This is a genomic window from Bacillus sp. X1(2014) (assembly GCF_007678255.1).
This window is the reverse complement of the sequence record NZ_VEED01000001.1, coordinates 199,917-224,094: the sequence shown is the minus strand read 5'-3', so window position 1 is coordinate 224,094 and position 24,178 is coordinate 199,917. Positions and strand designations below refer to the sequence as shown.

Below are 24,178 nucleotides of genomic sequence, written 5' to 3'. Positions count from 1 at the left end.
CGAATTTAGCATCCATTATATAATTTAAGAGCACAGCAACAACCTTCAAAACGTTTGCTCCCTTTAAGGTGGAAACTTCGGTTTCTACCTTAAAGGGAGCTTTTTTTTGTGCTCGAATTTACGCATAAAAATCTTAAATCTGGAAAAAATACCCTTACATAGCTTGAAGGAGAAAAAACATGCCAACGATTATTTCAGTTGCAGAGGTAACGCCGTCATTTGAAGTAAACCAAAATCAAGCATCGGAGTTTGCTCGCGAGCTGTTCTCCAATTCCTTTAAGGACATTGAAAGACTTTTACGCGCGTTTCAAAATGGCCAGATTGAAAAAAGGCATTTTGTAAAAAATATTGATTGGTTTAAAGAAGATAAAACGTTTGAAGAAAAAAATACGGCTTATATTGAGTCAGCAGTTGAACTGGGAAGAGAAGCAATCGTGAAGTGTTTACATAACACTGATTTCTTAACAAGGAATATTCCCTATCAGGACATTGATGCTATTTTTTTTATTTCAACCACCGGTATTGCTACACCAAGCATCGAAGCCAGAATTATGAACTTACTTCCCTTCCAGCCTCACACCAAAAGGATACCAATATGGGGCCTTGGTTGTGCAGGTGGTGCCGCTGGGTTGTCCCGAGCCTATGAATATTGCCTTGCTTTTCCTAACGCAAAGGTACTTGTTCTCTCAGTGGAACTTTGCAGCTTAACTTTTCAGCGCAATGACCTATCGAAAAGTAATTTCATAGGTACCTCTTTATTTGCTGATGGTGTGGCCTGTGCGTTAGTTTGTGGTGATGATTCAAATTATTGTGATTACAGGAAGAAGAAGACTTCCCCCTTTATTATTGCAACTCAGTCAACGCTAATGCCAGATTCCTTAGACGTAATGGGATGGGATATAAAGAGTAACGGGTTATATGTGGTTTTCTCACGTGATATTCCTCACATAATTGAAAATTGGTTAAAGCCGAATGTAACTGAGTTTTTAAAAGAAAATCATATAAACCTTGAAACAATAAACTATTTTATTGCCCATCCTGGTGGAAAAAAGGTGATTGATGCTTATGTAAAATCATTAGAAATCCCTCCTTCAATGACGGAGGTTTCACTTGATGTGCTAAAACAGTTTGGAAATATGTCATCAGCGACAATACTTTTTGTGCTGAATCGATTCATGGAGAAAGAAATTCCCGAAGGGGCCTATGGTCTCGGTACCGCTCTAGGGCCAGGGTTTAGTTCAGAACTGCATTTATTGAGGTGGCGGTAAATGGATGGATTTCTTGTATTCGAAATCATCATTGGCTTTATTGTTCTTCAACGTGTAGTTGAACTTGGAATCGCAAAACAGAATGAAAAATGGATGAAGAACCAAGGTGCTATCGAATTTGGAAAAAACCATTATCGATTTATGGTGTTTATGCACGTACTGTTCTTCATTTGCCTTATTGCTGAAGAAGTTTATGGGAATCGGGAGCTTTCTTATTTTTGGCTGATCCTCTTATCAGTTTTCTTTGGAGCGCAAATCATTAGGATTTGGGTGATTACCTCACTTGGAAGGTACTGGAATACGAAAATTCTTGTCTTAAGAGATGCAAAGGTGATCAAAAAAGGTCCTTACCTTTATATTAAACATCCAAATTATTTTGTGGTTGCGATTGAATTAGCTGTCGTTCCTCTACTATTTAACTGCTATATAACGGCGTGTCTTTTTACTATTCTAAATGGAATTATCCTTATGATTCGGATTCCGGAGGAAGAAAAAGCCCTTAAGGAACTGACGGAATATGAATGGAGATTCCAGGACTGCAATCGCTTTCTTCCTAAAGTTGTTAAAAAAGTGTGACAATTAGAAAAGGACTATTGAAAATGATTATCACCTATGTTAAACTTTGATTAACAATGAAAATCATTCTCAACAACCTTGATAAGGAAGGTGTTACATATGACTTTTGCTTTAGTTGGCGGAACTGTTATTATTTATGCATTTGTCATGAAGCACGTTTTAAAAAACGTTACCCATTGAAATGAATATCTATTTTATTTGAGCCAGGGTTGTTAACCTTGGTTCTTTGTCATTTTTGGGAAAAATTTGTTTTAAGCAAATGAAGTGTCAGGATAGGAAAAGTTTAAATTATCGTATAAAATAAAAAATATTACAAAGTTGTTAAGGGGAATAAGTAATGGTAAAAATAGCGAACCAAGAAGAAGCCATCCAGACATTGAAATCGAATATTGTTTCAATATACGAGTATTTAATGGATCAAGAAGATTTTGAACATGCCAAAAAAATTAAGCAATTAGCCAGAAAGCTAGAAAACAGAGAGTTTCTGATCGCCTTTTGCGGTCATTTTTCTGCAGGAAAGTCGACAATGATTAACCAACTTGTGGGTGAAAAATTACTGCCATCAAGCCCGATTCCCACCAGTGCAAATCTGGTGAAGGTAAAAGCAGGCGAAGATTATGCTAAGGTCTTTTTTAAAAATGAAACACCTCGTATTTATTTAGCCCCTTATGATTATGAATTAGTAAAGAATTATTGTAAAGACGGCGACCAAATCGAAGAAATCGAAATAAGTCACAGTGATACCGGTCTGCCTGAGCATACTGTCATTATGGATACACCTGGTATTGATTCAGCTGACGATGCCCACCGAATTGCAACGGAATCGGCCATCCATCTTGCTGATTTGATTCTTTATGTAATGGATTATAACCATGTCCAAGCAGAGTTGAATTTTTTATTTACAAAGGAATTGACTGAAGCAGGGAAAGAAGTTTACTTAGTCATAAACCAAATTGATAAACACAAAGATGAAGAACTAAGTTTTCAGGAGTTTCAAAACAGCGTGATGGATTCGTTTGCTTCATGGGGAGTAAAACCGGCAAGGATTTTTTATACATCCTTGAAGCATGATACCCATCCCTTTAATGAATTTACTGATCTTCAAGGATTTATTGCGGATAAATTGGCCTCTAAAGACCAATTATTAGTTCCATCCATTTTTCAATCCTTAAAGAAAATTAGCCATGATCATATCCAGCAAAGACGGAAATTAGAGCAGGAGGAGTTGGCACCAGTCCTTGCGATTCTGAATGAATTATCTGAGGCAGAACAAAGTACATTGACAAACGCGGCTGAAGAAGTGGAAGGAAATCTCAATACATTAAAAGAAGGGGTTGCAGGAAAGGAGAAGGAATTTGATCATCAAATTGCCCAAATCCTTAAAAACGCCTATCTGATGCCTTTTCAAACCAGAGAATTGGCTGAAAGCTATTTGGAATCATGTCAGCCAGAATTTAAAATTGGATTTTTATTTTCTAAGCAAAAAACAGCAGAAGAGAGAAAGGTTAGGCTAGAGCGTTTTCATCATGATATCCTTGATCAAACGAAAACCCAGCTTGAATGGCATGTCCGTGAATTTTTACTGAGCACATTAAAAGAAATAGGGCTTGATGAAGGGGAACTGCAGGGATTGGCGCAGTCTTATTCCATCGAAGTTCCGACAAGTCTTTTAACGGAAGCAGTAAAGTCTGGGGCACGAATATCTGGTGAGTATGTATTACATTATACAGAAGATGTGGCCAATGAAATCAAAAGACTGGTACGAATCCAACTCACGAATTTTAAAGAAGAGTTTCTTAAAGCATTAAAGGAACGAACGGCCAGATTAGTTGAGAAATATGAACATGAACTCAATAGAACGGATCGGTATGTTAAGGCATTAACAGAATTAAAAAAATCTCAGCAGAAAATTACCCTGATGGAAACAAAAATCGAAGAGTTATTAACAACGGATGGCGCGCTAAAAGAAGATGTTTACCATCTTTTTGAACAGGATGTAGAAGAATTTGAAGTAGTCAGGGCACAGCCAACATCTAGCACTCGTGTAACTGCCACCACTACTTCTAGGCCTGAATTTGTTGATAAATCCATAGTTAAGGAACCGGAAGTTAATGCATCGAATGACCATTTAATAAAAACAGTAGAACGTCTCAGTCAGACTTCAGCATTAATCAAAGACATTCCAGGATTTCAAAAGCTCTCAGCTGAATTAGTGGAAAAAGCAGAAAGACTTGCAAACAAAGGATTTACCGTCGCATTATTTGGTGCTTTCAGTGCAGGAAAATCTTCCTTTGCCAATGCACTTATGGGTGAAAAAGTTCTACCTGTTTCACCAAATCCTACCACTGCTGCGATTAATAAAATTAAACCCGTTACGGAAAATCATCCTCATGGCACAGTGCTTGTTAAATTTAAAGATGCATCAGCCATGCTGGAAGATGTTAATCGTTCTTTAAAAGTATTTGAACTTCAGGTTGCAGATTTAGAAGATGCATCCAAGAAAATAGATCAGATTATGCTGCAAACAGGCCAAGAAGGCGGCGTGCTAGAAAAGACCCATTTTGCCTTCTTGCAGGCATTTATGAAAGGCTACGCATCATATGGGAATTTGTTAGGAACCGTTCTCGAAACGGATGTTGCTGAATTTAGCGAGTTCGTCGCAAAAGAAGAAAAATCCTGTTATGTCGAATGGATCGAGCTCTATTATGATTGTGAGTTAACCCGAAAAGGCATCACACTAGTTGATACACCTGGAGCAGATTCTATCAATGCCCGTCATACTGGGGTAGCCTTTGATTATATTAAAAATTCAGATGCGTGTTTCTTTGTTACTTATTACAACCATGCTTTTTCTAAAGCTGACCGTGAATTCTTAATCCAGCTTGGTCGTGTGAAGGAATCATTCCAAATGGATAAAATGTTCTTTATTATTAACGCAATCGATCTCGCTGAGAGTGAAGAAGAGAAGGAAACGGTGATTGATTATGTTGAGGATCAACTTAGCAAATATGGGATTAGAAATCCTCATCTTTATCCTGTGTCTAGTTTGCTAGCTTTAAAGGAAAAAACGGATTCTAATCCAACCTTTGAATCAGGAATGAATAAATTTGAACAGGCATTTTATCAATTTATCACCAATGAATTAACAGAAATGGCTATTTCTTCAGCAGAAAAGGAAGTAACTCGTGTCCATGATTTAATCACAAATCTGATTCAGAGTTCACAGGAAGATCAATCGGTTAAAGAGAAAAAACGTGAGGATATTAGAAACCAGCAAGCGCGTATTCAAGAGTTATTTACAAACCAAACAGTTGGAAATTTACAAAACCGTTTGCATCAAGAAGCAAATGAGCTGGTTTATTACATTAAGAAGCGGGTATTCTTACGCTTCGGGGATTTCTTTAGGGAGTCATTTAATCCAAGCGCCCTAAGGGATGATGGACGTAATTTAAAAAAGGTTTTACAAGGGGCTTTGGATGAATTTCTCGAAAGTCTAGGGTTTGATTTTGCTCAGGAAATGAGAGCTACTACTGTGCGAATTGAGCGCTTTTCGGAAAAACAATTGGCTGATTTCCAAACAGGTCTTATTCGGAATCTCCAAGAAATCAATCCTGACCTCTCCTTTTCAGTATTTGAAGTGGAGCATAAAGCAACAATCGAATTTCCAAATGCATTTAAAAATATAGATAAACAAGTATTTACGAAAGCAATGTCTTATTTTAAAAATCCAAAATCCTTCTTTGAAAAAAATGAAAAGAAACTAATGAGTGATGAACTTAATCAAGTACTCGATATGCCTGCGGAGGAATATTTAGCAGAGGAAGCGAAACGATTAAATAGTCACTATAGCGATGAAATCTCAAAGGAATTCAATCGCCTATTAGAACAAATGATCGAACAAGTAAATGATTTTTATTTTAGCCATCTTTCGGCCTTAGACGGCGGAATCTCTATTGAATTTTTAAAGGATATCCAAACAAAGTTGGCAGATTAGATTTTTAATGGGAAGTAATAGATTCGAGGAGGATGCACTAGTGAAATATATTAAAGATCAGGAATGGGTTTTAAAATGCTTACATGAGAGCCACATCAGGATCGTTGATTGCCGGTTTTCGTTAGTTGAACCAGAAAAAGGCAAGCAAGAATACTTACAAGGTCATCTTCCCGAGGCAGTGTTCTTTGATTTAGAAAAAGACCTGTCAAGTCCGAAACAAACCTATGGCGGCAGGCATCCAATGCCTGTGCAAAAAGAATTTATCTCCAAACTAGAGAATGTAGGTATTGATGAAAACAAACTAGTTGTTGCCTATGATAATGGTGAAGGAGCGTATGCTGCTCGTTTTTGCTGGATGCTTCAATACCTCGGCCATGAAAATGTCTATGTGCTTGATGGCGGATATAGATGCTGGGTAGATGCAGGACATCCTGTAACTAAGGAAATTCCTGTCTTTGAAAAAACTGAATTCCATTTCCGGGTTCAGCCAGATTTGCTGGCTACGACGGAAGAAGTAAAAGAAGTAGTTGAAAAACAGTTGAATCATAAAACCTTAATCGATTCACGGGAAGAAAAACGCTTTTTAGGTATAGAAGAACCAATAGATAAAAAAGCTGGGCATATACCTGGAGCAATCAATAAGCCATGGATGGAAGGATTGAGTGAGAATCGCTATAAACCTTCCGAGATTCAGAAACAAAGGTTCGAAAATCTCGATTCCGCTAAGGAAATAATTGTATATTGTGGATCAGGGGTAACAGCAGCCCCTAATTACTTAGCTTTAAGAGAAGCTGGTTTTGAGAAAGTAAAGCTCTATGTTGGAAGTTTTAGTGATTGGATCTCATATGAGGATAATAAGATAGAATAATATTTTGGGGCAACTTATGTTATAATGGTAATCGTGTTGTTTTTAAACACCCAAATAAGGAGGTCCAAAATGACGAATCAAAAACCTTCACTGATGCTTGTTGATGGTATGGCCTTGCTATTCCGTGCTTTTTACGCTACAGCAGTTACTGGACAATTTATGATAAATTCAAAAGGAACACCCACGAATGGAATTCATGGTTTTGTGAAGCATTTATTCACAGCAGTAAATTCCTTCAAGCCCTCCCATCTTGCAGTATGTTGGGATATGGGAAGTAAAACCTTCCGTACGGAATTGTTTTCTGATTATAAAGGGAATCGGGGAGAAGCTCCAGTTGAGCTTATTCCACAGTTCGATTTAGTAAAAGAGGTTGTTGCCTCTTTTGATATCCCCAATATCGGACTAGCTGGATATGAAGCCGATGATTGCATTGGAACCATTGCCAATCAATCAAAAGACTATGCACATGTATCGATCCTAACCGGTGATCAAGATATGCTGCAGCTGCTCGATGACAGTATTTCCGTAATTTTGTTGAAAAAGGGCTATGGGAATTATCTTGTTCATACGCCAGAAACCTTTTTGGTAGAGAAGGGGATCACTCCTAGGCAAATGATCGATTTAAAAGCTCTGATGGGGGATACTAGTGATAATTATCCTGGAGTAAGAGGAATAGGAGAAAAGACCGCTCTTAAGCTCCTAAAGGAGTTCGAACATGTTGAGGGTATTATCTCCAATTTAGATCGTTTATCCAAATCCAATAAGACTAAAATTGAACAGGATTTAGAAATGCACCATTTATCGAGAACACTTGCAGAAATAAAATGTGATGTACCCGTTAGTTGTGCCTTGGATGAGGCTGGCTTAAGAATTGAAAAAGAAAAAGCATTGAATAAGTTAATGGAATTAGAACTTCGTGGATTGCAGCGTCTGCTGCCAATTGACGAAGTGTTTGTTTCATAAAAAAATGAGGTTGTCCATTCGAGACAACCTTATTTTTTTATGGATAAACAAGATTTGTTGAAACTGGCTGTCAAAAGATTGGCAGTCAGTTTCATGTTTATCATCTTATTTTGTATTTTTTTTCTTGGCGGCATTTTCTAATTTGCTTTTCGGTTCTTCCGCAAACTCGGCATCTTGACCATAGCCTTGAGGATTAACCCCTGGTGCTTTCACGCCTCGATTTACTTGTCCATTTTTACTCATCTACGTCACCTCCCACTTTTTTTAGTATTTCCAGTTGGAATAATAAAACTCAGGAATTCGAACAATAGTAGCAGGGGTGATTTGATGAACAAAGGTGTTTATTTAGCGCTTTTTAGCATAGGACTAGCACAAGGAATGAAAATTCCGATCCACTATATAAAAGAGAAAGAATGGCGCCCTGAACTATTCTTTGGAACCGGTGGGATGCCTAGTTCGCATTCAGCCGGGGTTTCTACCTTAACGACATACATTGCCATGCAGCGCGGCCTGCCAACATTTGATTTTGCCCTATCCCTTATCTATGGATTAATTGTCATGTATGATGCACAAGGGGTTAGAAGACAAACAGGGGAATTAACCTTAAAGGTAAATTCCATGAATGAGTTAATTGAAAAAATTCATAAAGAGGAAAGTGTTGAATTTAAACAGGACTCTCCAAAAAAGTTAAAAGAGATGTTAGGTCATGAACCAGAAGAGGTTGTTGGCGGGGCTATTCTAGGTGTTTTGGTGGGAGTCATTGGTCACTTATGTACAAAAAAGAATAGAAAATTATCAAAATTTAAGTTAAGATTTTAAAGGGATGTTCAGAGTTTGTTGGGAGAGGAATGGCAAAGTCAGTGGGAACAGTCGAAGATTATTTGCATCACTTGAAAGGAAAGGGTTTTCAATTCCAAGAGGATGCAATTGGGTTTATTTTCTTTGGGAAACACTATACAAACGCTTCTGATGAAATGATTAATACGGCCATTGAGATGACTCTTAAAGCACAGAGAAGTTTTGATGGAAGTTTTTACGTATCATTATTAGAAACCTTAATTTCAAACAAGATCAGCACAAGAAAAGAAGCGATACGATTTGTTAAAGAAAAGGAACTATTAGCGATATAAACATGAAAAAACTCCCTTTTTAAAGGGAGTTTTTTCATGAAACTTTATCTTCAATACTCTTACTTCTTTTAAGTAAAGTAATTTTTTTGGTTGGAAGTTCAGCAAATATCATGCCTGCAAATATAAGGAAACAGCCTACTAAAGCACTATAGGATAGTCGTTCATGGGCCCAATAAAACCCTGTAATAGCAGCAAATACCGGCTCCATCGCAAAAATCAAGGCTACTCTTGTTGCTGAAGTATACTTTTGGAAATTGGTCTGAATTAGAAAGGCCAGTGCCGTTGCAAACAAGCTTGTGATGATTAAGGCAACGAGCACTTCTTGTCTAAATAGTATCTCGGGATTAAATGACTTCCTCCAATCTTCAAAAAGGAAAGAGGATACAATTGAAAGAAAAGCTACAGTTGTAATTTGAATAACCGTTAACAGCAGTGTTGGATATTTATTGCTAAATTTGCCAGTATAAATAATTTGAAGGGCAAAACTGATCGCACAAATGAAAACAAATCCATCTCCCTTATTTAATGCAGTAACATCAGTCATTGTCAGCAAAAATAAACCAATCGTCGCTGTCAACACACCTAAGACTGCATTTCTGGTTGGAAACTGTTTTAATAACATCATGGAAAACAATGGGACGAGGACTACGTTTAGCCCTGTTATGAATCCTGCTTTAGAAGAAGTAGTATATAATAGCCCAATGGTTTGCGTAGCATACCCAAGAAATAGCCAAAATCCAATGAAAACACCGGATAAAATTAACTTTCTATCCAATTTTTTTAACTGCTCTTTATCAAAAAGGAAAAGGCAGAGAATTAATATGATAGCTGCAGCAAGAAAGCGAATGCTATTAAAGGAAAATGGTTCAAGGAAATCAATAGCATTTTGAACTAATACAAATGTTGTACCCCAAATAACGGTGACAAGGAGCAAACTTAAATCAGCAAATAAAGGTTTTTTCATGAGTTTCATTGCTCCTCGGGAAGATTTTTTCGAATCGCCTGCCGTGCTAATTCATCAGCTACTTTATTTTCAGCACTCGGAATCCATTTCATAAAAAATAAAGGAATTTGTTTGGATAAAAGTAATGCGTGTTCAAGTAATGGTGTGTAGAGCTTATTTTTAACAAACTCTTTTTCAACGGCCTGATTAACTAATTGAGAATCCGTTCGAAAAGACAAAACGGAATCCTGAACCCCTTTTTCTAAACATATTTCTAATGCTTTAATAAATGCATGATATTCTGCTTCATGATTTGACATGTTTCCAAGGGGAATGGAATATTTTTCAGTAATGCCATTTCCTTTAATAAAAATCCCGGCCCCGCTTGGTCCAGGATTTCCAGCACTTGCCCCGTCAATATAAACTTCAATCAATTCTGTTTCCTCCATAAATGTACTAATGAAAGTTTATCATATTTCTTTTAAGGCAGAAAATATTTATTCTTATAACAACTATGAAGAAGTGGGTATGATAAGAATATATCAGAATAGGTTAGGATGAAGTGGTAAAATTGCCTGATAGGGATCGAATATTTTAAATGCCATTGAATTCTTTAAAGAAAGGTTGAAGACATTGAAATATCGGTTAGAGTGGATGTATAAAACTAAAAATAGTGAAAAGGTTCAGTTTTCCTCTGAATTGGTATCAGGTGAAACTGCTATACAAATCGGAGAAGAGCTTGAAAATACTGGGAAAGTATCAGATTTGTTTTTTTACGATGAGAAAGGAACATCTTGGATCTTAAAGGAAATGAAAAAGTTAATGACTGAAATTGAAGAAGATCCTCATGAAATAACTGTATACTTTGATGGAGGCTTTCAAAAGGAAACCAATCAAGCGGGTCTCGGAGCGGTTATTTTTTTTAAACAGGGGAAGAAGAAATACCGTATTCGAGCGAATGAACGGATTGATGAACTTGAAACAAACAACGAAGCGGAATACGCTGCTTTTTATTATGCTTTGAATATTTTAGAGGATTTAGGTGTCCATCATTTATCCTGTGAATTCAAAGGTGACTCCCAGGTTGTGTTAAAACAGTTAGAGGGGGAATGGCCATGTTATGAAGATACCCTTAACAACTGGCTTGACCGAATTGAGGGAAAAATTAAAGCATTAGGTTTAATACCTAAATATACGTCCATTAATAGAAAAGATAATAAAGAGGCAGATAAACTGGCGACACAAGCATTAGAGGGAAAAGAAATATTTGCAAAAACATTAATTCTTTAGGAAATGGGTGTGAAACTCTTGTGAAGGAAATCAACAGAAGAGAATTATTGAGTCATGTAGAATCGTTAATGGCTCAATACTGTGAAGGCTGCTTTTTACATCAACATATGAAAAAAGAAGGCGGGCGAAGAGCAGCACACCGATTTTGCATTTCCCAGTGTACAGTAGGAGAACAACTTCAGGAGTTTGGGAAAAAATTAAGTTAATGAATGTCACATAGTACTTTCAAAAATAAAAAGGCTGACGATATTCGTCAGCCCTAATTGGTTAGTTTAAATTATAGTTTTACAACGTTAGCTGCTTGTGGTCCACGGTTTCCTTCAACGATTTCAAAAGAAACTTCTTGGCCTTCTTCTAAAGATTTGAAGCCTTCGCCAGTGATAGCGCTGAAGTGTACGAATACATCGTCGCCGCCTTCTACTTCAATAAAACCGAAACCTTTTTCATTGTTAAACCATTTAACTTTACCGTTTTGCATTTACTTCTTCCTCCTAAGCCTTTCAAGCCACCCTTATGGTGCCAAAGATAAATATTATCATGTAGACGATCTGCACTAGTATAAGAATGCATATAGTAGATACATGATGCTTTAAATATACAATATTGAAAATTTACAGTCAAGGAAGGACTTAGGTTTTTTAGTTAATTTATCATAGATTCTATGAAAATATTTGGATATCGTTTGCAGGTACTAACATAAAACTACTTTTGCATCATATGTTTAAATAACCACTATACATGCAGGAGGCAGATACATGTACCGATTTTCCATTGAAGGTGCGGATTGGATATTAAGATTTTCACCGCAAGTTTATATTGATTCAGTCGAAAAACAGGCGATATTTATGGCTCTGCTTCATATCGGTGCTGATTTAAGTAAATATTCTCACGGAAGTGCCTTTATTATTTTTACGAAAAAAATTGGTGCAATAGTTTTCGAAGTTGAGAGAATTCCATCTTTAATATTAACAGTTTCAAATATTATCCCTGATGAAAATTGGTATGATGATCCAGAGCTTACCACTTTAAAACAAATAAAGTAATGATAAGTTTATCCTGGATGGCCATAAAATGGCCATCCTTTTATTTATTCCCAGCTGACTCATTTTTCATAAATTCGTCAAGGGAAATACTGGATACCCAGTATTTTATCTCTTTACTAACTATCGAATTAATGGGTAAAATGGACATCGGGATGCTTGTAAAAAAGGGAGCAATCATATGAAATTAATTATTGCCGAAAAGCCGGATCAAGGTTCGACCTTAGCATCAATCTTTAAACATAAAAAACAAAATGGTTTTATTGAAATTTTTTCAAATGATGTTTTTCCAGAGGGAGCCTATGTAACTTGGGCCATAGGACATATATGCCAATTAGTCTCACCTGAAAAGTATCAGCAAGGCTGGAAAAAATGGTCTTTAGATCATTTACCGATGATCCCCGAACAGTTTGAATACGAGGTAACAAAGGATAAGGCAAAACAATTTGCCGTCATTAAGAAATTGGTCTCTGACCCAAGAGTTACTGAAATTATTCATGCGGGTGATGCGGGGCGTGAAGGTGAGTTAATAATTCGCAATATCCTCAGGCTTACAAAATGTCACAAACCTATGAAAAGGCTTTGGATTTCTTCGTTGACAGCCAACAGTATTCGAGAGGGTTTCCAGAAGCTTTTGGATGAACAACAGACGCGGAGTTTATATTTTGAAGCCTATACCAGGGCTTGCGCTGACTGGGTGGTTGGTATGAATGCCTCACGGCTCTATAGCCTCTTATTACAAAAACAGGGATTTTCTGATGTTTTTTCAGTTGGCAGAGTTCAAACCCCAACATTAGCCCTGATTGTTAAAAGAGAACTAGAAATAGAGAACTTTAAGTCGGAACCCTTTTGGGAGGTTCTGGCACATTTTAATATGGATGGTAAAAAGTACACGGGAAAATGGCAGAATGATGGCGAAACTCGAGTAAATAAAAAAGAGTTAGCAGATAAAGTTGCTGCTTTTTGCAAGGGTAAACCCGCTGAGGTTAGTGAGGTTCAATCAGAAAGAAAAGAATTTCTCCCACCACTCTTATACAATCTATCGGCTCTCCAAGCTGAGGCGAATAAACGGTTTAAATTCTCTCCGAAGAAAACACTAGATGTTATGCAAAAGCTCTATCAAAAAGGAAATGTCTCATACCCTCGTTCCGATTCACGGTATGTAACGAAAGAAGAAGCCAATACTTTCCCAGATATCTTAAACAAATTAAGTCATATTAAGGATTACGAGAGTTTCTTCCCCTTGCCAATAACGTCTATTTCAGAAAACAAACGCTATGTGAATGAAAAGAAGGTCACGGACCACTACGCGATTATTCCAACAGAACAAATCCCAAATGTAGAGCGACTTACCCCAGATGAAAAGAAAATATATGATTTAGTCGTAACAAGTTTAATAGCTGCACACTACAGTAAGGCGATTGCGGAATATACTACTGTAACTACATTGGTAGATGGCAGGGCGGCATTTATCTCAAAAGGTAAGGTACAAATTGAAGAAGGCTGGCGAAAGGTACTGAAACCAAAAGATAATGAAGATGAGCCTGCACTGCCAAAGTTAACAGAGGGTGAGCAAGGTAAGACAGATAAAGTGGAAGTGAAAGAAAGTAAAACTCAGCCTCCAAAACGTTATACCGAAGGTCAATTGATTACATTAATGAAAACGGCCGGGAAGCAAATAGATGATAAAGAGCTTGAAAAAATCCTTACTAAAACTGAGGGGCTTGGCACGGAAGCGACGAGAGCTGGCATCATTACGATGCTAAAGGACCGCTTATATATTGAGGTAAACAAAAATTTAGTTTATGCCACAGCAAAGGCCAAAATCCTGATTGAAGCCATCGGCAAAGAAATTTTAGCTTCACCTGAAATGACCGCCAAGTGGGAACAGAAATTGAAGGAAATTTCAGAAGGATCTGCAGCACCCAAACACTTCATGGAGCAAACGAAAAAGATGGTTTTTCATTTAATTACGTCTAGTATAGACCAAGCGGCAAATTGGTCGTTTTCAGATGAAATGCGTGAAAATTTTGCACCAGGAAAGCAAAAGGGAAGAAAGCAGTCAGCTGCCAAACTAGGGACTTGTAAAAAATGTGAGGGGTCGGTAGTGGACAAGGGCAGTTTTTACGGCTGTTCCAATTACCAAAAAAATCATTGTGACTTTACTATATCCAAGAAAATTTTAGGTAAAAACATTACGCAAAAGAATATTAAGCTTCTATTATCAGAAGGGAAAACAGAGCTGATTGAAGGGTTTGTTAATAAAGAAAAAACTTTTAATGCCCGGCTTTATTTAGACGAATCTGAAAAAAGGGTCAAATTTTTATTTGAACAAAAGCCTCAAAATAAGGAAGTATTTATAGATAAATGATAAAGTTCCTTGTCACTATTTTTTTATTATAGTACACTTTTAGTTGAGTAATTTTTTTGGAGGGTAAGGGATGCCAACACCAAGTATGGAAGATTATATTGAACAAATATATATATTGATCGAAGAAAAAGGATACGCTCGGGTCTCAGATATTGCCGAAGCGCTGTCTGTACATCCCTCCTCAGTAACGAAAATGGTGCAAAAGCTTGATAAAGATGAGTACTTAGTTTATGAAAAATATAGAGGTCTCGTGTTAACAACAAAGGGTAAAAAGATTGGTAAACGCCTTGTCTTTAGACATGATTTGCTAGAGCAATTCCTAAAAATCATCGGTGTAAAAGATGAAAATATTTATAACGATGTTGAAGGGATTGAGCACCATTTAAGTTGGGATTCCATCGATCGAATTGGTGACCTTGTTCAGTTTTTTGAAGAGGATCAAAAGCGAATTGAAGCATTAAATGAAATTCAAAAGCAGAATGAAAATGAATAATAAGAAGAAAGCACCTAGCAAATGTAAAGCTAGGTGCTTTTAATATAAATCTGGGAACTGGTCAAAAGATTGGCTGCTTTCTGGTATTAAAGACATTTTCCCATGTTCTTCCTCTATCGCCTGAACCCCTTGGATTAGACCGTCTTCAGCCTCTTGTAACGCCTTTCGATACGAGATAATTCTTCCCTCGGAAGTAACGAAGTTAATAATTTCACCAAAGTAATTGCGATGAAGTGCGACGATTGATTCCATTTAAACTCCCCCTTTTAGATTTTTTTTGAATCCTCTTACGTTCTCTATATTCTTTCTATTTTTACAAAAAATAAACTTAAAAAAGCATCGGAAGTTATTTTCCGATGCTTTCTGCTAACTCCAAAAAAAAGGAGTTTCTTGGTAGACATAATAATTGAGCCAGTTTGAAAAGAATAAGTGGCCATGGGACCGCCAGCGATTTATTGGCGGTTGGGTTGGATCATTATTTGGGAAGTAGTTTTCGGGAATATGGATTTCAAGGCCCTTATTCACATCCCTTTCGTATTCCTGTGCCAGCGAATCTGATTCATATTCTAAATGACCGGTAATCATGACATGCTTTCTGTCGCGAGATGCAATTAATAAGGCTCCAGCATCATCTGAGGCAGCTAATAATTTTAAGTCTGTATTCTTTTTAATCGCTTCGATCGAAACATCTGTATAACGGGAATGCGGAGCGTAAAACTGATCATCAAAACCACGAAGCAAAATATCATTTTGTTCAAAAATCCGGTGGGCATAAATTCCGGAGCATTTTCTCTGTAATTCAAATTTACCAATTCCGTAATGATAGTGTAGTGCAGCTTGGGCTCCCCAACAAATATGTAGTGTCGAAGTGACATTATCATTGGCCCAATCCATTATTTCTGTTAACTCTGACCAATATTTCACTTGATCAAATTCTAACAGCTCCACCGGAGCACCAGTAATAATCATCCCGTCAAATTTCAGGTTCTTCACTTGTGAAAATGTTGTGTAAAACTGTTCGAGATGCTGTTTACTCGTATGGGTAGATTCATATGAATTCGTTTTTAAAAAATTAACATTTACTTGTAAGGGCGAGTTCCCTAATAATCGTAAAAGCTGTGTTTCTGCTCTTTCTTTTTCAGGCATTAAATTCAGAATGAGTATATTTAACGGTCTGATGTCCTGAGCAATTGCACGTTCATTGTCCATGATGAAGATATTTTCTGTTTCAAGAATTTCCCTTGCTGGAAGAAGTTTTGGAATGTTAATTGGCAAGTGACCATCCCCTTTTCTGGTTTAATTTCATGCGTTTATCTAAATACTACATCCATTAATATAACTACTACATACGACATGAAGTCAATGAATATTTATAATATTTAATATTTATATTATAAACATTATTCTAAATTCAGAAAAGATAATAATTTGTTCATAATTAACAATCGGATTGAAAGCGCTTTTTTGATACAATGAAACCGTAGGTCAATTCTAATGCTGAATGCGGGGGATAAAGGTGGTATTAAAAACAATAGTGAAATCAGACATTGAAATTGCACAAGATTCAGAGATGAGACCAATTGTTGAAATAGCAGAAAAAATTGGTCTGGAAGCGGATGATTTAGAGCTCTTTGGTAAATACAAGGCCAAAATTTCAAACGAAGCTCTTTCTAAACTGAAAACAAAGGAAAGTGGGAAAATAATTCTTGTCACTTCCATTAATCCAACACCGGCTGGCGAAGGAAAGTCAACCGTGACGGTTGGACTGGCCGATGCTTTCAATCAACTTGGTAAAAAAACAATGATTGCTATAAGAGAGCCTTCCCTAGGCCCTACTATGGGTATTAAAGGCGGAGCGACTGGTGGCGGGTACTCACAAGTCCTGCCAATGGAAGATATCAATCTACACTTTACTGGAGATCTTCACGCGATAACGACTGCAAACAATGCACTCGCAGCATTAATCGATAATCATCTCCAACAGGGTAACGAACTTAACATTGATCAACGCAGAATTGTCTGGAAACGGGCAGTAGATTTAAATGACAGAGCTTTAAGAAAAGTAATTATCGGTCTTGGCGGCCCGTTACAAGGGGTGCCGCGGGAAGATGGTTTTGATATTACGGTCGCATCAGAAATTATGGCGGTTCTATGTTTAGCCACAGACTTAGGAGATTTAAAATTACGATTATCACGGATGGTTGTAGCTTATAATTATGATAAGAATCCAGTGACTGTTGGGGACCTAGGGGTGGAAGGTGCTTTAACGTTATTGTTAAAAGATGCGGTTAAACCCAACCTTGTACAAACAATTGAACATACACCAGCCCTAATTCATGGCGGTCCATTTGCAAATATTGCCCATGGATGTAACAGTGTAATTGCTACAACTACAGCAGCTAAATTAGCGGATTATGTTATTACAGAAGCAGGGTTTGGTGCTGATTTGGGTGCAGAAAAATTTTTACATATAAAATCGAGAAGTGCAGGTATTAAACCGGAGGCTGTTGTTATTGTTGCAACGATTCGTGCCTTAAAAATGCATGGCGGTGTAGTGAAAAGTGAGTTAGCTAATGAAAATATTCCATCATTAACGCTTGGCTTTGCAAATCTAAAGAAACATATTGAAACCATTCAGAGCTTTGGATTACCAGTAGTTGTGGCTGTTAACAAATTCATCACCGATACCAAACAGGAAGTAGACACCTTACTTGAATGGTGCCAAAGAGAAAATGTGCCCGTTGCCTTAACCGAAGTCTGGGAAAAGGGTGGAGCTGGCGGCATCGATCTTGCTAATACACTGTTAGCTGTAATGGGCAAGGAAGAAAACCATTTTAAGCCGCTATATGACTTATCTGATTCGATTGAAAAGAAAGTTCGGACAATTGTTCAAAAAGTTTATGGTGGAAACGAAGTTGAATTTTCATCAAAAGCAAAAAAACAATTAATTGATTTTGAAAAGTTTGGCTGGTCAAATTTGGCCGTTTGTATGGCGAAATCCCAGTACTCTTTATCTGATGATCCATCAAAGTTAGGCAGACCTTCGGATTTCAGTGTGACAGTCAGGGAATTTAAACCATCAATCGGGGCTGGATTTATTGTCGCCTTAACAGGAGATGTCATGACGATGCCGGGATTACCAAAAAAACCGGCTGCCTTAAATATGGATGTCGATGAAAACGGGAATGCAATTGGGCTATTCTAAGAGGAGAGTCGAAAGTTTATGTTTGATCCAACCGCATTTGATAATATGAAAGTAGTGATTGAGGGGGCTCTTTATGATCTGGATATTAGTGGAGAGATCGTAATTACCGATCGAAACGATTCCGTTAATATGGCTAAAATGTCACGAACATTTGACATTTCGTTCCAGTTACCCGAAAAAAAGGTAACGGCGACAATCGAACTGCAATCAGGACTTGTTAATTTAGCCGCGGAGCTTTTACCATCCTTACAATCAGAGGAGCAGGCAGGATGTATATTAAGTCTGCAATTTCAAACAGCCAAAGATGAATTGGACATGGATTTTACGGCACTAAAAGCCCTCCTAGAGGATATTTGGGGGCCGACCAGACCAATAACTCAAAGAGTACTCTATGATCCGTTAAGCATTGATCCAACGCAAGCTCTTATAATAAAGATTGAATTTGACCGGCTGATTCATGAAGACCAAATCGAGGACCTAGTCGAAATGACGGAGTTTATCATCACAACGCTAAAGAAACTAAACGAGGAAATCAGTTAAAAATCCAAAACCAGCTTTTCTTAATGAAGGCTGGTTTTATTATTGTTCTTATAATATTTACAATATTCTAATTTTTATGTACGATTAATTTACATACTAGTTCAAAATTATTAAAAGGGGAGATGAAGTTGATCAAAACGGCATGGGTTACAGATAGTACGGCCTATTTAGATGAAGAATTAAGAAATCATCCGGATTTATATACTATACCGTTAACAATTTTACTTGATGGCGAGGAATATTCAGATGGGATTGACTTAACATCTGCTCAATTATTTGATCGACTAAAGCAGCTTAAAAATCCTCCAAAAACATCACAGCCCTCTATCGGGGCATTTCAAGCGCTATACGAAAAATTGTCAGAGGATTATGACCAAGTGGTTGCTGTACTTTTATCAGGAAAGTTAAGTGGTACGGTATCTTCAAGTGAGCAGGCAGCAAAATTGGTTGATATTCCGGTTACCACGTTTGATTCTACCATTCTTACTTATCCGCTAACGGCCTTGCTTAAAGAGGGAATAGCTTTGCTAGAGGCTGGTGCTAGTCTCGAATCGGTAATCGACCAACTTGAAAGGATAAAGAAAACGAACGAGACTTATGTCCTTGTGGGAAGTTTAGAACAACTCCACCGAAGTGGCAGAATGTCAGGCTTGAAATTCTTTCTCGGCAGTATGCTTAATGTTAAACCGATTATATCCATCGTAGACGGGGCATTGAATGTAAAAGAAAAAGCAAGAAGTGAGAAAAAGGCGAAAGAAAGAATATTGGATTATTTACGATCATCCTACGAGCAGCATCACTTTAAAGAAGTATATATTTTATATGGATTGCATGAGGAACAGGCGACCAATTGGGAAAATGAAATCAGCAAGGAATTTCCTGATTTAAAGATAGTTTGTTGTCCCTTAGGTGCAGTGATTGGCGTACATGCAGGTGAAAATACGCTTGGGATTAGCTGGCACAATGGATTGAAATAACTTTTTCTTGAACGGAGCATACTAATTTTGCATTCAATTTTAAATGAGAGGAAGATGCACAATTAGTAAGCAGGGTAAACAAAATGCGAACCAAACGAGAGAGCAAATTGAAAAACAAGACAAACGAAATGATATCGAACTCGGCAGTGAATTTCAGATTGGTAATACCAAATCGCAAAGTCAGAAAAAAAGTGGACGTCAGGCAAATAAAAAATAATCCCGATTCTTCGGGGTTATTTTTTATTTGTTTTTCATGATAAAATAGCAAGGGTGAAAGTGGGTGTTCGGGAAAATGAAAAACCAAGTGATAGAACAAACAGAAAATTATGTCCGCAACGAATTAGGGGAAGATGCTACTGGCCACGATTGGTTTCATGTGGATCGTGTTCGAAGAAATGCCCTACATATTTGCAAGGAAGAAACGGCAGGAGATCCTTTCATTATTGAAATGGCGGCCCTCCTCCATGACATATCAGATGAAAAGCTCAATGAAAGCAGTGAAATAGGGGAAGAAAAACTGGAATCCTTTTTACAAACCCTTCCACTGACAGATCATGATAAAAGACATATAAAACAGATTATCGCAACGATTTCCTTTAAGGGTGGACAAACGACAACACTGTCCACGATTGAAGCAAGAATTGTTCAGGATGCTGACCGTTTAGATGCGATTGGAGCCATCGGGATTGCGAGGGCGTTTGCCTACGGCGGCAAAAAAGGGCAATCCATCTATGACCCAAGCATTTCTGTAAGAAATGAAATGACTTTAGAAGAGTATCGAAAAGGGAAATCGACAAGTGTTCATCATTTTTATGAAAAACTGCTTAAATTGAAAGACTTACTAAATACAGATACTGCTCGAAAAATGGCAGAGAGTCGTCAACAAATGATGGTAACTTTTTTAGAACAATTTTACCGAGAATGGGATGGACAAGTATGAAAATGCTCACAGTTGAAAATGTTTCGAAAACTTATGGGGAAAAACAACTCTTTAACTCTATTTCCTTTACGATTGGAGAAAAAGAGCGTGTCGGGTTAATCGGAGTAAATGGGACTGGTAAATCATCACTTTTAAAAATTATTGCTGAGCTGGATACGCCGGACGAAGGCAAAATTATGACAAGCAAAGATTATTCAATTACATTTTTAAACCAGCAGCCAGATTTAGATGGGGATAAAACAGTGCTAGAACAGGTTTTTCATGGTGAAGCCCCAATTCTCAAACTAATGCGTTCCTATGAAAAAACATTGCTGGAGCTTACTAATTCTCCAAATGATACGAAAATCCAAGAAGACCTTTTTCGTTTGCAAAAGCAGATGGATGCGCTAAATGCCTGGGATGCAAGCACAAATGCGAAATCGATTTTAACGAAATTAGGGATTGAAGATTTTACAAAAAGAATCGGTGAGATGTCAGGGGGGCAAAAGAAGCGAGTCGCATTAGCACAAGTTTTGATTGCTGAACCTGATTTACTTATTTTAGATGAACCAACTAACCATCTTGATTTTGATTCAGTGAAATGGTTGGAAGATTACTTAAGCAGATATAGTGGTTCGATTTTGCTTGTCACTCACGACCGTTACTTTTTAGACCGAGTGGCCAATCGGATGTTTGAACTAGATGGCGGTCAAATATATAGTTATAAAGGCAATTATGCAGCCTTTTTAGAAGCAAAAGCGATTCGTGAAGAGAATGAGGCAGCGACTTTTGAAAAAAGAAAAAATCTTTTCAGAAGAGAACTTGAATGGATCCGGCGCGGTGCAAAAGCAAGAACAACAAAACAAAAAGCCAGGATTCAACGATTTGAAGAGCTGGATGAGAAGGTTACTAACGGAAAACCAGCTACTGAAAAACTTGACATTACTCTAAATGGAAGCCGTCTTGGAAAACAAGTATTTGAACTGAAGGATGCTTCCAAGCGATTCGGTTCAAGAACAATCCTAAATCACTTTAATTTGTTAGTAAAACCTGGGGACAGAATGGGGATTATCGGGAAGAATGGGACCGGTAAATCAACTCTGTTAAATATTCTTGCTAAACAAATCCCGCTGGATGAAGGGGAATTCATCATGGGTCAGACCGTGAAAATCGCTTATTATACCCAGGAAAGTGAAGACATGGATGAAAATAAGCGGATGATTGAATACATTAAAGAGACAGCCGAAGTTGTAAACACCTCGGATGGTAAAACAATCTCAGCGGCGCAAATGCTCGAACGCTTTTTGTTTCCGCCATTTACGCACGGTACACCAATCCGCAAGTTATCGGGTGGTGAAAAACGACGTTTATACTTATTGAAAATACTAATGACAGCACCAAATGTGCTTCTATTGGACGAACCTACAAATGACCTTGATACACAGACACTGACCGTTCTCGAAGATTATTTAGAGGAATTTCCAGGAGTGGTGATTACAGTTTCCCATGACCGCTATTTCTTAGATAAGGTGGCTGAGCAGCTTCTCGTTCTACAAGGGGAAGGGGCAATTGAATCCTTCTATGGAAATTACACAGAGTATCTTGAAAAGGAATCGGCATTAGAGGCACAAAAAACAGTCACTGTTACCGCTAAGCCAACAAAACCAATTGAAAAAGAAAAAAAGAAAAGAATGACCTATTCAGAGAAAAAAGAATGGGAATCCATTGATGAAGACATCGAGACAACGGAAACCCGCCTGGAAGAAATAGCTTCAGAAATGGCAAAGACAGGCAGTGATTTTACAAAGGCACAAGACTTAATGAAGCAAGAAACTGAATTGAACGAGAAACTTGAGCATTTAATCGAGCGCTGGTCATACTTGGCCGAACTTGCGGAAAAGGAATGAGGTGGTCGTGTTGAAAATTAAGGCAATTGAACCAACGCCAAGTCCAAATACAATGAAAATCATTTTAGATGAAGAACTTCCCATGGGGAAAAGCCATAATTATAAAAAAGAAACTGCTGCTGATGCTCCAGCAATGTTTCAAGCTATCCTTCATATTGATGGAATAAAAGGTGTTTATCATGTGGCAGATTTCCTTGCCATTGAACGAAATGCGAAATATGATTGGAAGGAATTATTGCCGCAAGTACGCCAAGCATTTGGAGAAAAAGCGGAGGAAATTACCCAAACCAATCAGATCAACGAACATTTTGGTGAGATTAAGGTTGAAATCCAGATGTTTAAAGATATTCCGCTCCAAGTAAAGCTTACGGACGGCACATCAGAAAAACGATTTGGAATGCCGGAATACTTTTTAAAAGCAAGAGAACGGGCACAGCTGCCTGATGATCATTATCTTTTACTTAGAAAGTGGCAAAATCAAGGCGTCCGCTATGGAGAGTTTGAGCAGATCGGACAGGAAGTGGTGGACGAACTTATTGCTGCCTATCCTGAGGTGCGGCTTGAAGAATTGGTTGCAAAAGCTCAATCCACGGATCCTAAGCCTGAATTAAAATATAGTAAGAAGCGCAAAAAAGTATCAATAGAAGAGTTAGATAATCCGGATTGGCAAATTCGCTATCAGGTTCTTGAACAAATGGATGACCCAGAACTAAAGGATTTACCTGTCCTGGAAAAAGCGTTATCAGATGAAAAAGCTTCGATTCGAAGGCTGGCAACCGTATACCTCGGTATGATCAAGGAAAAGAAAGTATTGCCGTTACTATATAAGGCACTGAAAGATAAAACGGTGACTGTTCGCAGGACAGCAGGAGATTGTCTATCAGATTTAGGGTTTTCGGAAGCCACAGAGGAAATGATGCAGGCATTGCAGGATAAAAGCAAGCTTGTCCGCTGGCGGGCAGCTATGTTTTTATATGAAGCGGGTGATGCAAAGGCACTTCCGGCATTAAAAGCTGCCGAAAATGATTCGGAGTTTGAAGTCAGTTTGCAAATAAAAATGGCGATCGAAAGAATTGAAGGCGGCTCAGAAGCAAAGGGTTCTGTTTGGAAGCAAATGACGGAAGCTAGGAAGAGCGTTGAATAAAATTGCAAATAGGCAGTAGATTAGGTATTCTAAAGTGGATGAACCGAAACGGAGTGATTAAAATTGTCAAATGCATATGAAGAATATATGAAACAAATGGTTTTACCGATGCGCGAAGAATTAACAAGAGCTGGTTTTGAAGAGCTCGCAACAGCACAAGAGGTAGAACAATTTATGGAAAATGTGAGTGGAACAACGCTTGTTGTTGTAAATTCCGTTTGTGGTTGTGCGGCTGGGTTGGCTCGTCCCGCGGCAACGCAAGCTGTCCTAAATAGCGAGAAAAAACCGAACCATATCGTAACCGTGTTTGCTGGACAGGATAAAGAAGCAACCGCAAAAATGCGTGAGTATTTTGAAGGAATTGAACCATCATCTCCTTCAATGGCATTATTAAAGGATAAAAAAGTTGTTCATTTCATTCCAAGACATGATATTGAAGGAATGCCGATGGAATCAGTAATGCATAATTTACTTGGGGCGTTTGAAGCCCATTGTTAATTAGGATGTCAACCGACATCCTTTTTTTTATGTAGTGTTGGACGGAAATTTT

The 24,178-nt window shown here is 37.7% G+C and carries 26 protein-coding genes; 20 read left to right on the top strand and 6 right to left on the bottom strand.

The window, feature by feature from the left end; genetic code table 11:
* Nucleotides 1–179: 179 nt before the first annotated feature.
* The 5 genes from FS608_RS01145 to FS608_RS01125 all read left to right on the top strand — a co-directional run bounded on the left by FS608_RS01145 (nt 180) and on the right by FS608_RS01125 (nt 7,669).
* Complete coding sequence (locus tag FS608_RS01145) at nt 180–1,268, top strand: type III polyketide synthase (RefSeq protein ID WP_144547366.1); 1,089 nt, start codon at nt 180–182, stop codon at nt 1,266–1,268.
* Complete coding sequence (locus tag FS608_RS01140; protein WP_144547364.1) at nt 1,269–1,844, top strand: isoprenylcysteine carboxyl methyltransferase family protein; 576 nt, start codon at nt 1,269–1,271, stop codon at nt 1,842–1,844. It begins immediately after the preceding gene.
* Nucleotides 1,845–2,181: 337 nt separating this feature from the next.
* Nucleotides 2,182–5,838, top strand: a complete 3,657-nt coding sequence (locus FS608_RS01135; protein ID WP_144547362.1) for a dynamin family protein — start codon at nt 2,182–2,184, stop codon at nt 5,836–5,838.
* 40 nt (nt 5,839–5,878) lie between these two features.
* Nucleotides 5,879–6,706 carry a sulfurtransferase gene (locus FS608_RS01130; protein WP_144547360.1) on the top strand — a complete coding sequence of 276 codons (828 nt, stop codon included), beginning with the start codon at nt 5,879–5,881 and terminating at the stop codon, nt 6,704–6,706.
* 69 nt (nt 6,707–6,775) lie between these two features.
* The gene (locus FS608_RS01125) at nt 6,776–7,669 is read left to right on the top strand and encodes a 5'-3' exonuclease (protein ID WP_144547358.1); all 894 of its coding nucleotides are present in this window, start codon (nt 6,776–6,778) and stop codon (nt 7,667–7,669) included.
* A gap of 105 nt (nt 7,670–7,774) precedes the next feature.
* Here FS608_RS01125 and sspL read toward each other — a convergent pair whose 3' ends face one another.
* On the bottom strand, nt 7,775–7,912 hold the full coding sequence (gene sspL / locus FS608_RS01120; RefSeq protein ID WP_144547355.1) for a small, acid-soluble spore protein L: 138 nt from the start codon (nt 7,910–7,912) through the stop codon (nt 7,775–7,777).
* Between the two features lie 84 nt (nt 7,913–7,996).
* Here sspL and FS608_RS01115 point away from each other — a divergent pair, with 84 nt between their 5' ends.
* Nucleotides 7,997–8,488, top strand: coding sequence for a divergent PAP2 family protein (locus FS608_RS01115; RefSeq protein WP_144547353.1), 492 nt, complete (start codon nt 7,997–7,999; stop codon nt 8,486–8,488).
* Between the two features lie 29 nt (nt 8,489–8,517).
* On the top strand, nt 8,518–8,799 hold the full coding sequence (locus FS608_RS01110) for a DUF6123 family protein (RefSeq protein ID WP_186328566.1): 282 nt from the start codon (nt 8,518–8,520) through the stop codon (nt 8,797–8,799).
* A 34-nt stretch (nt 8,800–8,833) separates the two neighbouring features.
* Here FS608_RS01110 and FS608_RS01105 read toward each other — a convergent pair whose 3' ends face one another.
* A complete protein-coding gene (locus tag FS608_RS01105; RefSeq protein WP_144547351.1) occupies nt 8,834–9,763 on the bottom strand; it encodes a DMT family transporter in 930 nt (309 codons plus the stop codon).
* Between the two features lie 5 nt (nt 9,764–9,768).
* Nucleotides 9,769–10,176 carry a reverse transcriptase-like protein gene (locus tag FS608_RS01100; RefSeq protein ID WP_144547349.1) on the bottom strand — a complete coding sequence of 136 codons (408 nt, stop codon included), beginning with the start codon at nt 10,174–10,176 and terminating at the stop codon, nt 9,769–9,771.
* Between the two features lie 199 nt (nt 10,177–10,375).
* Here FS608_RS01100 and FS608_RS01095 point away from each other — a divergent pair, with 199 nt between their 5' ends.
* On the top strand, nt 10,376–11,032 hold the full coding sequence (locus FS608_RS01095; protein WP_144547948.1) for a reverse transcriptase-like protein: 657 nt from the start codon (nt 10,376–10,378) through the stop codon (nt 11,030–11,032).
* A 20-nt stretch (nt 11,033–11,052) separates the two neighbouring features.
* Nucleotides 11,053–11,238, top strand: coding sequence for a zinc-finger domain-containing protein (locus FS608_RS01090; RefSeq protein ID WP_313958685.1), 186 nt, complete (start codon nt 11,053–11,055; stop codon nt 11,236–11,238).
* A gap of 71 nt (nt 11,239–11,309) precedes the next feature.
* Here FS608_RS01090 and cspD read toward each other — a convergent pair whose 3' ends face one another.
* Nucleotides 11,310–11,510 (bottom strand): cold-shock protein CspD, encoded by a 201-nt coding sequence (gene cspD, locus FS608_RS01085; protein ID WP_026563856.1) that lies wholly within the window; start codon nt 11,508–11,510, stop codon nt 11,310–11,312.
* A gap of 277 nt (nt 11,511–11,787) precedes the next feature.
* Between cspD and FS608_RS01080 the strand changes: the two genes are divergently transcribed.
* The 3 genes from FS608_RS01080 to mntR all read left to right on the top strand — a co-directional run bounded on the left by FS608_RS01080 (nt 11,788) and on the right by mntR (nt 14,936).
* Nucleotides 11,788–12,075: a hypothetical protein gene (locus FS608_RS01080; RefSeq protein WP_144547347.1), complete on the top strand. Its 288-nt coding sequence runs from the start codon at nt 11,788–11,790 to the stop codon at nt 12,073–12,075.
* A gap of 178 nt (nt 12,076–12,253) precedes the next feature.
* The gene (locus tag FS608_RS01075; RefSeq protein WP_144547345.1) at nt 12,254–14,443 is read left to right on the top strand and encodes a DNA topoisomerase III; all 2,190 of its coding nucleotides are present in this window, start codon (nt 12,254–12,256) and stop codon (nt 14,441–14,443) included.
* 70 nt (nt 14,444–14,513) lie between these two features.
* A complete protein-coding gene (gene mntR / locus FS608_RS01070) occupies nt 14,514–14,936 on the top strand; it encodes a transcriptional regulator MntR (protein ID WP_144547343.1) in 423 nt (140 codons plus the stop codon).
* 39 nt (nt 14,937–14,975) lie between these two features.
* Here mntR and FS608_RS01065 read toward each other — a convergent pair whose 3' ends face one another.
* Together FS608_RS01065 and metA are read right to left on the bottom strand one after the other, a co-directional pair.
* Nucleotides 14,976–15,188 (bottom strand): DUF3892 domain-containing protein, encoded by a 213-nt coding sequence (locus tag FS608_RS01065; protein WP_144547341.1) that lies wholly within the window; start codon nt 15,186–15,188, stop codon nt 14,976–14,978.
* A gap of 114 nt (nt 15,189–15,302) precedes the next feature.
* A complete protein-coding gene (gene metA, locus FS608_RS01060) occupies nt 15,303–16,211 on the bottom strand; it encodes a homoserine O-acetyltransferase MetA (RefSeq protein ID WP_144547339.1) in 909 nt (302 codons plus the stop codon).
* A gap of 241 nt (nt 16,212–16,452) precedes the next feature.
* Here metA and FS608_RS01055 point away from each other — a divergent pair, with 241 nt between their 5' ends.
* The 8 genes from FS608_RS01055 (at nt 16,453) to FS608_RS01025 (ending at nt 24,126) form a co-directional block, all read left to right on the top strand.
* A complete protein-coding gene (locus FS608_RS01055; RefSeq protein ID WP_144547337.1) occupies nt 16,453–18,141 on the top strand; it encodes a formate--tetrahydrofolate ligase in 1,689 nt (562 codons plus the stop codon).
* An 18-nt stretch (nt 18,142–18,159) separates the two neighbouring features.
* A complete protein-coding gene (locus FS608_RS01050) occupies nt 18,160–18,681 on the top strand; it encodes a hypothetical protein (RefSeq protein ID WP_144547335.1) in 522 nt (173 codons plus the stop codon).
* 128 nt (nt 18,682–18,809) lie between these two features.
* Nucleotides 18,810–19,658, top strand: coding sequence for a DegV family protein (locus FS608_RS01045; protein ID WP_144547333.1), 849 nt, complete (start codon nt 18,810–18,812; stop codon nt 19,656–19,658).
* Between the two features lie 43 nt (nt 19,659–19,701).
* Entirely contained in the window at nt 19,702–19,875 is a 174-nt protein-coding gene (locus tag FS608_RS30665) for a hypothetical protein (protein ID WP_222127301.1), read from the top strand.
* A gap of 75 nt (nt 19,876–19,950) precedes the next feature.
* Complete coding sequence (locus FS608_RS01040; RefSeq protein WP_144547331.1) at nt 19,951–20,598, top strand: HD domain-containing protein; 648 nt, start codon at nt 19,951–19,953, stop codon at nt 20,596–20,598.
* Nucleotides 20,595–22,484, top strand: a complete 1,890-nt coding sequence (locus tag FS608_RS01035; RefSeq protein WP_144547329.1) for an ABC-F family ATP-binding cassette domain-containing protein — start codon at nt 20,595–20,597, stop codon at nt 22,482–22,484. The genes FS608_RS01040 and FS608_RS01035 overlap by 4 nt, the downstream gene beginning before the upstream one ends.
* A gap of 10 nt (nt 22,485–22,494) precedes the next feature.
* Nucleotides 22,495–23,628 (top strand): conserved virulence factor C family protein, encoded by a 1,134-nt coding sequence (locus tag FS608_RS01030; RefSeq protein ID WP_144547327.1) that lies wholly within the window; start codon nt 22,495–22,497, stop codon nt 23,626–23,628.
* 63 nt (nt 23,629–23,691) lie between these two features.
* A complete protein-coding gene (locus FS608_RS01025) occupies nt 23,692–24,126 on the top strand; it encodes a BrxA/BrxB family bacilliredoxin (protein WP_144547325.1) in 435 nt (144 codons plus the stop codon).
* Nucleotides 24,127–24,178 lie beyond the last annotated feature (52 nt).